10 protein-coding genes are annotated in these 8,235 nt (G+C 33.2%); 5 read left to right on the forward strand and 5 right to left on the reverse strand.

Going from position 1 to position 8,235, the window contains the following annotated elements:
• Positions 1-243: 243 nt before the first annotated feature.
• The 4 genes from BUB63_RS08150 (at position 244) to BUB63_RS08165 (ending at position 2,463) form a co-directional block, all read left to right on the forward strand.
• Positions 244-1,143 carry a DUF5685 family protein gene (locus BUB63_RS08150; RefSeq protein WP_073248993.1) on the forward strand — a complete coding sequence of 300 codons (900 nt, stop codon included), beginning with the start codon at positions 244-246 and terminating at the stop codon, positions 1,141-1,143.
• On the forward strand, positions 1,073-1,690 hold the full coding sequence (locus BUB63_RS08155) for a DnaJ domain-containing protein (protein ID WP_073248994.1): 618 nt from the start codon (positions 1,073-1,075) through the stop codon (positions 1,688-1,690). The genes BUB63_RS08150 and BUB63_RS08155 overlap by 71 nt, the downstream gene beginning before the upstream one ends.
• A 13-nt stretch (positions 1,691-1,703) precedes the next feature.
• Positions 1,704-2,189, forward strand: coding sequence for a hypothetical protein (locus BUB63_RS08160; protein ID WP_073248995.1), 486 nt, complete (start codon positions 1,704-1,706; stop codon positions 2,187-2,189).
• Positions 2,190-2,286: 97 nt separating this feature from the next.
• On the forward strand, positions 2,287-2,463 hold the full coding sequence (locus tag BUB63_RS08165) for an H-type small acid-soluble spore protein (RefSeq protein WP_027309026.1): 177 nt from the start codon (positions 2,287-2,289) through the stop codon (positions 2,461-2,463).
• Between the two features lie 273 nt (positions 2,464-2,736).
• On the opposite strand, the gene BUB63_RS08170 is transcribed toward BUB63_RS08165, so the two are convergent.
• The 4 genes from BUB63_RS08170 to BUB63_RS08185 form a co-directional block, all read right to left on the reverse strand.
• A complete protein-coding gene (locus BUB63_RS08170) occupies positions 2,737-4,419 on the reverse strand; it encodes a glycoside hydrolase family 13 protein (RefSeq protein ID WP_073248996.1) in 1,683 nt (560 codons plus the stop codon).
• Between the two features lie 98 nt (positions 4,420-4,517).
• Complete coding sequence (locus BUB63_RS08175) at positions 4,518-5,303, reverse strand: endonuclease/exonuclease/phosphatase family protein (RefSeq protein WP_073248998.1); 786 nt, start codon at positions 5,301-5,303, stop codon at positions 4,518-4,520.
• A 2-nt stretch (positions 5,304-5,305) separates the two neighbouring features.
• Positions 5,306-6,949: a PTS transporter subunit IIBC gene (locus BUB63_RS08180; protein ID WP_073249000.1), complete on the reverse strand. Its 1,644-nt coding sequence runs from the start codon at positions 6,947-6,949 to the stop codon at positions 5,306-5,308.
• Positions 6,950-7,176: 227 nt separating this feature from the next.
• Entirely contained in the window at positions 7,177-7,467 is a 291-nt protein-coding gene (locus BUB63_RS08185; protein WP_073249002.1) for a hypothetical protein, read from the reverse strand.
• 212 nt (positions 7,468-7,679) lie between these two features.
• Here BUB63_RS08185 and BUB63_RS08190 point away from each other — a divergent pair, with 212 nt between their 5' ends.
• The gene (locus BUB63_RS08190; protein WP_073249004.1) at positions 7,680-7,979 is read left to right on the forward strand and encodes a hypothetical protein; all 300 of its coding nucleotides are present in this window, start codon (positions 7,680-7,682) and stop codon (positions 7,977-7,979) included.
• On the opposite strand, the gene BUB63_RS08195 is transcribed toward BUB63_RS08190, so the two are convergent.
• On the reverse strand, positions 7,963-8,235 hold a 273-nt coding region (locus tag BUB63_RS08195; RefSeq protein ID WP_159431465.1), incomplete at its 5' end, for an ATP-binding protein. The two genes, BUB63_RS08190 and BUB63_RS08195, sit on opposite strands and share 17 nt — an antisense overlap.

The following is an 8,235-nucleotide window of genomic DNA, read 5'->3' on the forward strand; positions in this document are numbered from 1 at the left end:
TCGCACCGTTTATAGCCTACCTATAAGGGATTGAAACTTTGCAATATGACAGCGGTTCAGGAAAATATAAAGTTGTTTATAGCCTACCTATAAGGGATTTAAAAATATAATGGCAGCCGTATTACTTATAACATAAAAGAATTCATCTTCGGATGAATTCTTTTCTTTTTATTAACCATATATGGAATTTTTAATATATTTGAAGTAAAATAAAAATATACTTGTAAAGAAGGATGTGGTTTTATATTTGGTTATGTTACACCCTTAAAGGGAGAGCTAAAGGTTAGGGAGCTTGATGTTTTCAAGGGCTACTACTGTGGAGTCTGCACATCCCTTGGAAAGATAAACTACCCAGCAAAGTATATTTTGAATTACGATATGACCTTTCTTGCCTTGTTTTTGTCATCAATAAAATATGATACAGACAGGCCAAAGAGGAGGTTTTGTGGGTATAAAGTAAATAAAGTAAACTATTTTACAAATGAATATATAGACTATGCAGCTATGATGAATATTATTTTAACAAATAGAAAGCTCCTTGATGATTTTAATGACGACAAAAACTATTTTTCCTTTCTGCTTTCAAAGGTTTTTAAAGTGAAAAAGGGAGAGAAGTTTAGGGATAAAATTAAAAGGATAGATAAAAACCTTTATGAAATGTCTTCTTTAGAAAGGCAGAACTCACCTGACATAGATAGACTTAGCCACCTTTTTGGAGAAATAACAAAGGAAACCTTCGATGTTTTAGAAGGTAAAACAGGTGAGGTATTAAAATATTTTGGTTATAATCTTGGAAGGTGGATATATGTAGTAGATGCATTAGATGATTTAGAGAAGGATATAAAGGAGAAAAAATATAATCCTTTAATTTATGCCTTTAATTATGAAAAGGAAGAAAACTTTAGGGAAAGGGTAGTAGAGAATATAAGATTTGTTCTATATAGCTACCTTGAAAACATAACAAAGGCTTATGAATTACTTGATATAAAAAAGAATAGAGGGATATTAGATAACATTATTTATCTATCCCTTGCAGATAAGACAGAAAGAATACTAAAGGGGGAAAGGATAAATGAAAAATCCATACGAGGTATTAGGTGTAGACAAGAACGCTTCAATGGAGGATATAAAGAGAGCCTATAGGGAGCTTGTGAAAAAATATCATCCAGATAGATACCAAGACAATCCTTTAAAGGAGCTTGCAGAGGAAAAATTAAGAGAGATAAATGAGGCCTATGATTATCTTTTAAATAACCACGGAAAACAGCAGAGTGGATATTCAAATGGAGGATATTCATCAAGTGGTTACTCTAATCAAAATACCTTTACAGATTTTCAAAGGGTTAGGGAGTATATAAATAGAGGAGATTATTTTAGTGCTGAAAGAGAGCTAAATAGAATAAATATAAGAAATGATGAATGGTTCTATCTTATGGGACTTGTATATATAAACAGAGGAAACTATTCGGTTGGATATGACTACATAAAAAGGGCATCAGAAATGAACCCCTACAACCAAGAGTACAAAGATGCACTTTATAGAATGAACAACAGCTATAGAAGCTACAATACCCATTACTACAACACCTCAAGAAGGTCAAATGACGACTGCTGTACTATATGTACATACCTATACTGTGCAGACTGTTGCTGTGAATGTTTAGGAGGAGATTTGATATCCTGCTGTTAAGAGGGGGGATAATGTGGATAAAACCAAAAGGGTTGCTTATAGCGGTATAGCGGCAGCACTTTCTATAATATCTCTCTATTTAGGTCTTGTAAGTATTAAGGGTAAAATAACTTTTTTATGCCTTGCAAGCTATATTCTATCAATACCTATTATTGTTTCAAACATATACACAGGGTTTTTAGTGGCACTATCAACAGACATATTAGCCTTCTTTTTAATACCCAATAAGGCGTATGTGTTAGTTTTTATCCCTATGTCCTTCTATCCATCTGTTAAGGCATATTTAGAGAGCAGAACAAAATTCCATTGGGTATTTAAGTATATTTACTTTAATATCTCAATAATTGCTGTGTATAATGTGTATAAGTTATTCATTTCAAATGAAATTGTAATTAGCTATTACTATTTATTTCTCATAGTAGCACAGTTATTTTTCTATATCTATGATATAGTATTTACAAAATTTATTGGATGGGTAATAAGTAAATTAGGGCTGTGAAAACACAGTCCTAATTATTTTAATAAAATAACTTACTAAAAAATGGTGTATAATATTTTCTAATTTGCACAACATAATACAAAAAAGGGGTGTAGTTATGAGGCTTGAAAGGGCAATGGAAATTCAAGACTCACTTGGTGTAATTGATGTAAAGTACAACGGCCACAGTGTATGGATTGAGGAGGTACATAAGGATACAAAATCGGCAGTTGTCAAAGACTTAGATACCAACAAGGTTTTTGAAGTTCCTGTTTCAAAATTACAGGAGAAATAAACAGATTGTTGACAAACTCACTTGTTAGATAGTTTATGAAAAAGCCCCATGAAAGGATTTAAATAGGCTCTTTCATAAGCTTTAGCAATTGTTGCTTTTTGACTTTGAAAAAGTCCATAATTCGGCACAGGACGTGCCGAGCCGAGCGGCCATCAGGACGATGGCATCGCGAGGGTAGGACTTTTTCAAACAAAGAAAAGCTTACAATTGCTTAGCGAAATGAACGGAGCCCAAGAAATCCTTCATGGGGTTAAACAGCCTAAAGTATATTTATTATAACTTAATCTTATAAATTCTTGCCTCATAAGGTCTTAAGGTTATATTGTTTATATTTTCATCTCCACAGTTGTAGTTTGATAAAATCAGCTTAGCCTCTTTAATCTCAACATCTTCAGGAAGTTTAAATTCAGGTGTGCCACTAAAGAAGTTTACCACTACTAAAAATGCATCATCTTCGCCTTTTCTTATATATGAGTATATCTCTTCGTGTTCTCTGTTAATTTCAATAAAATCTCCATAAACAAGAGTTAGATTATTCTTTCTAAGTTCAATAAGTCTTCTATAGTAATTTAATATTGAATCTTCATCCTTAATTTGTGCTTTAACGTTTATATCCTTATAATTTGAATTAACCCTAATCCAAGGAGTAGTCTCACTAAATCCAGCGTTTTTGCTGTCGTCCCACTGCATAGGCGTTCTTGCATTATCCCTTGATGTTAGGTGTAGCCCCTTTATATAGTTTTCGTGGCTCACAAGTCCAGATTCAACAAAATCCCTATATTTATTAAAAACAGCAACATCCCTATAATCCTCAAGTTCAAAGTCCCAAGCATTTGTCATTCCTATTTCATCACCATAGTATATAAATGGTGTTCCCTTTTGGGTAAGCTGTAATGTTGCCAGCATTTTTGCAGACTCTTTATGGTATTTTTTATCGTCCCCAAGTCTTGATACTGTTCTTGTTGAGTCGTGGTTTGAGTAGAAGATTGGGCACCAGCCTTCCTTCTCATACCTCATCTGCCATCCACTCATCTTTTCCTTTATCTCTTTTACTAAATCTATCTTTCTTCTCTCCCAGTCCCTTTCACCTTTGCCAACAGAGTGCATATCAAAATGGAAGGTCATATCAAGTTCTTCTCTATCAACACCTGTATATAGGTAGGCATTATGGTAGCTAATTCCCCCTGTTTCTCCGATTAAAACGTGATATCCTGTGTTAAATACCCTTCTTCTTATTTCCTTTATATAGTCGTGTACCTTAGGTAGGTTTTGAACATATTTTATAAAGTCTCCATATACTTGTCCTTCTTTTATCTCTGCATCTGGGAAGTTAAAGTCCTTTTCAAGATGGTTTATTGCATCAAATCTAAACCCATCAACTCCTAAATCAATCCAAAATTGAATCATTTTAATTATTTCGTTTCTTACATCTTCACATCTCCAGTTTAAATCAGGCATTTTCTTTGAGAATAGGTGTAGATAATATTCTCCTGATTGTTCATCATATTCCCAAGCACTTCCACCAAAGAAGGAACCCCAATTGTTTGGAGGATTTCCGTTTTTACCAGGATGCCATATATAATAGTCCCTATACGGATTGTCCTTTGATTTTCTGCTCTCAACAAACCAAGGATGTTCATCTGAGGTGTGGTTTATAACAAGATCCATTATTAGCTTCATATCCCTCTTATGCATTTCTTGGATTAGAAGTTTGAAATCCTCCATTGTACCAAATTCATCCATAATATCATAGTAGTCGCTAATGTCATAGCCATTGTCATCGTTTGGAGATTTGTTTATAGGGTTTAGGTATATCATATCAACACCTAAATGTTTAAGGTAATCAAGTTTTTCAATAATTCCCCTTAAATCACCAATTCCATCTCCATTTGTGTCTTTAAAACTTCTGACATAGATTTGGTATGCTACGCCTTCCTTCCACCAAGCTCTTTTCACAATAAACACCATCCTTTATAATTTTATACAAATTTTAAAATAATCAGAAAATATCCTTTTTATTTTAAGGGCTGTATTATTTTTTACAGCCCATATGTTTATATTTCAACACAAACACCAAAGTGGTCAGATACAACCTCTTTATTTATACCGTTGAATATAACAGATGAAGACTTAACAGGTATTTTCCTATTTACTAAAATTAAATCAAGTCTTAAATCATTTCTGTTTTCATCCCAACCTGCTATTTTCCCCTTTACTGTAACGCCATCATCCTTTACTTCTGCAAGGCTGTAGGTGTCGTAAAGTCCTCTTTGTATGATGTAGTCATAGCCTTCATTTTTTTTAAAGGCGTTGTTGTTAAAGTCTCCCATAAGGAATGTCAGCTTGTTTTGGTCAATAGTTTCATATAACCTGTCAAATTGCTCCTTAAAGGGTTCCTTCTCATCATCCCACCAGCCAAGGTGGCAGGAGTAGAAGTCTATCTCTTTTCCTTCTATTAAAATACTTGCCTTTAAAACTCTTCTTGTTTTCCAAAAGCTAAAGTCATCTGCCCTTGAAATGAGGTATGACTTTACATCTTTTACCTTATGCTTTGTTAAAAGAGCAACTCCTTCTTCGTATTTATCATATCCTATATGGCTCTTTTCGTAGTACATACTGTACTTTTCCTTTGAAGTTTGGTTTATTTTATTCATAAGTAGGAGGGCAAAGTTGTCCTCCTTAACAATGTCCATAGCTACTTTACTTTCAATTAGCTGATTTACCTCCTGAAGAGAAATCACATCATATCCCTTTTCAATGATATCCTTTGCAATAATATCAAGCTTTTCAAGCTGATTCTCCTCAATCCAGGAATGGCAGTTTAGTGTTAATAGCTTCATCATTATGCCCCCAATATATCGTTTATATCCGATTTTAATATATCTGCCTTAGGCCCGTAAATTGCTTGTATTCCCTTGTCCTTTATAATTAGTCCAACAGCTCCATTTTCCTTCCATTTGCTTTGTTCTGCAACCTTTGCTGTATCAACAACTGTAACTCTAAGTCTTGTCATACAAGCATCAACTTCAACAATGTTTTCGCGTCCGCCTAAAAGTTCAATTATTTTAAATGCTAATTCTCTATTGCCTGTATTAGTAGTTGTTGCAGCAGCCTCTTCCTCTGCATCAAGTTGATTTTCTCCACGTCCTGGAGTTAGTATATTAAACTTCTTTATTGCAAATTTAAATCCAAAGAAGTTTACAGCAAAGAATAGAAGGCAAGTAAATACAAAGTTTAATAAGTCCTTTGCAAGTCCTGCATTTACTATCATTGGTGTACGTGTTAAAAGTTCTATAAAACCAAAGGCGTGTATTCTTAAGTTTATAAGGTCTGCCATTGCAAAGGCAAGTCCTGTGAACACTGCATATCCAAAGAATAGTATAGGTGATGTAAACATAAACATAAATTCAATTGGTTCTGTAACTCCTGTTAAAAATACTGCAAGTGCAGCTGATAAAAACATTGATTTGTATTGAGGTCTTTTTTCCTTCTCAACGCTCATATACATTGCAAGTGCAGCACCTATTAATGATGCAGTTGAAGTTACGATTTGTCCAACCTTAAATCTTGCTGGATGTACTGTAGCAAGTAGTTTATTGTATGTAGTCATATCGCCGGCTGCCTTTAGATTGTTAAGGTCTGTAATCCAAGCAAGCCATAGAGGGTCTTGTCCATAAACAGCCTGTCCAACCTTATCTCCAGTCAGTATGTTGTAAACCCCACCAAGTTCTGTGTAGTTCATAGGTATAGTAATCATATGGTGAAGACCAAATGGAAGTAGAATTCTCTCAAGGGCTCCATATATAAATGTTGAGATAAATGGGGCATTGTCCCTTGATGTTGCAATCCATTTACCAAATGAATTAATACCAGTTTGTACAATTGGCCAAAAGATTGAAAGTATAGTTGCTGTTACAACTGAACCTAATATAACCACAAAAGGAACAAACCTTTTTCCATTAAAAAAGGAAAGTGCGTTTGGAAGTTTGTTGTAGTTGTAGTATTTGTTATAAAGTGCGGCACCTAAGAAACCTGCTATTATACCAACAAATACACCCATATTAAGTGCTGGAGCACCAAGTACAGATGTAAAGTAGTCCTTAACAACTAAATTTGAGCCAAATATTGTTTTAACAGTTGCGTTTGTATCCTGAAGCATTGCACCATTTACGCCAAATATTGCACCTGTTACACGGTTTATTAGTATGAAGGCTATAAGTGCAGCAAAGGCACCACCAGCTCTCTCCTTTGCCCAAGAACCACCTATTGCAACTGCAAATAGTATGTGAAGATTTACAATTATTCCCCAACCTAAATCTTCAATTATTCTTGCAATCGTCTGTGCAAGTGTAATGTCCCCAAATAGAATTCCAATAAGTTTTCCAATTGAAATCATAAGTCCTGCTGCAGGCATTACTGCGACTACAACCATAAGTGCTTTTCCGAATTTTTGCCAGAAATCAAAGGTGAATATTTTTTTAGACATTTTAAAACCTCCTTTAAATGTGAGCAAACGATTGCATAGGGCGTAAAAAAATATTTGATGGATTTTACCATCAAATATTTCAGACAATTAACAATTGTAGTATATAGTAAAAAAAGTCTGATGTCAAGAAACCTAAGATTAATTGAAATATTAAAAATATAAAGAATTGAACGGGTAAGATTATAGTATTGTAAAATAGGTTTTTAAGGGGAGAAATTTTAGATGATTTATATTTCATTTATATTGGTAACATCGTATTTTTTAACAAGAGTAATCTTTTTATCTGAACTTTCGTAAATATTACAGTCAAATCTATATCCTCTAATACCCTTTAGCTGAAGCTCTCTTAATATGTTAAATATAGGGTTTGAATCAAAACATTCAAATACTAAGTTCCTATCACAGCTGCTACATATTCCGTCTATTTCAATAACATCAAAGTTGTTGTTTATTATATCCTCTGCTATCTCATCTATTTTGTTTTCATAAGTTAGGTTGATATGGTATAAATTCATCATAAGTCGCCTCCAAAAACAATAATATTCAGATTATTTTCAATATTAGTATAAATCAATAGATATAGCTTGTCAATAAATTAACCAAGTTTTAACCTGTTCTATTTAATCCCTTTGACAAATATAATTTTATAAGACATAGGGGAGTGATTGTTATTAAAAGGTACATATTGATTGTTATAGTTCTCATATTTCTTGTAATGTGGGAGGGGAATATGAATAGTAAAAGGTTAAGTTTCGAATATGATTATCCTTGTGAGACACTTGATGAAAAGTTAGTTAGGGAATTTGTAGAGAAAAAACTAACAAGTGAGTATGGAGGTATATTTACCAATTATAAAATGGAGTTTGGTTCAAGGGATGTTTTATCAGAATCCGAGGGACTCTCTATGCTCTATTATCTATACATAAAGGATGAGGTAGGATACAGGAGGCATTATGTAAATGTCAATATATTTTTGCACAAAAAATGGAATATATTTATGTACAAAAATTGTACTATGATGATGTATTAGAAGAACTGTTAAAATATTTCATTTTAGATTTTAATCTGTATGAAGGACCTTTTATAGATATAACATGTGAATGATGTAATAATCTATCCAATATTGCATTAGCAATTGTTGCTGAACCAAATACTTCTCCCCAACTTGAAAAAGGCATGTTAGTTGTAATAATGGTTGAGTGTTTTTCATATCGTTTAGATATTAGTTGAAAAAATATATTGGCTGTATCTACATCAATAGGTAAATATCCAACTTCATCAATTAT

This window comes from Caloramator proteoclasticus DSM 10124 (assembly GCF_900129265.1).
Classification (GTDB): Bacteria; Bacillota; Clostridia; order Clostridiales; family Caloramatoraceae; genus Thermobrachium; species Thermobrachium proteoclasticum.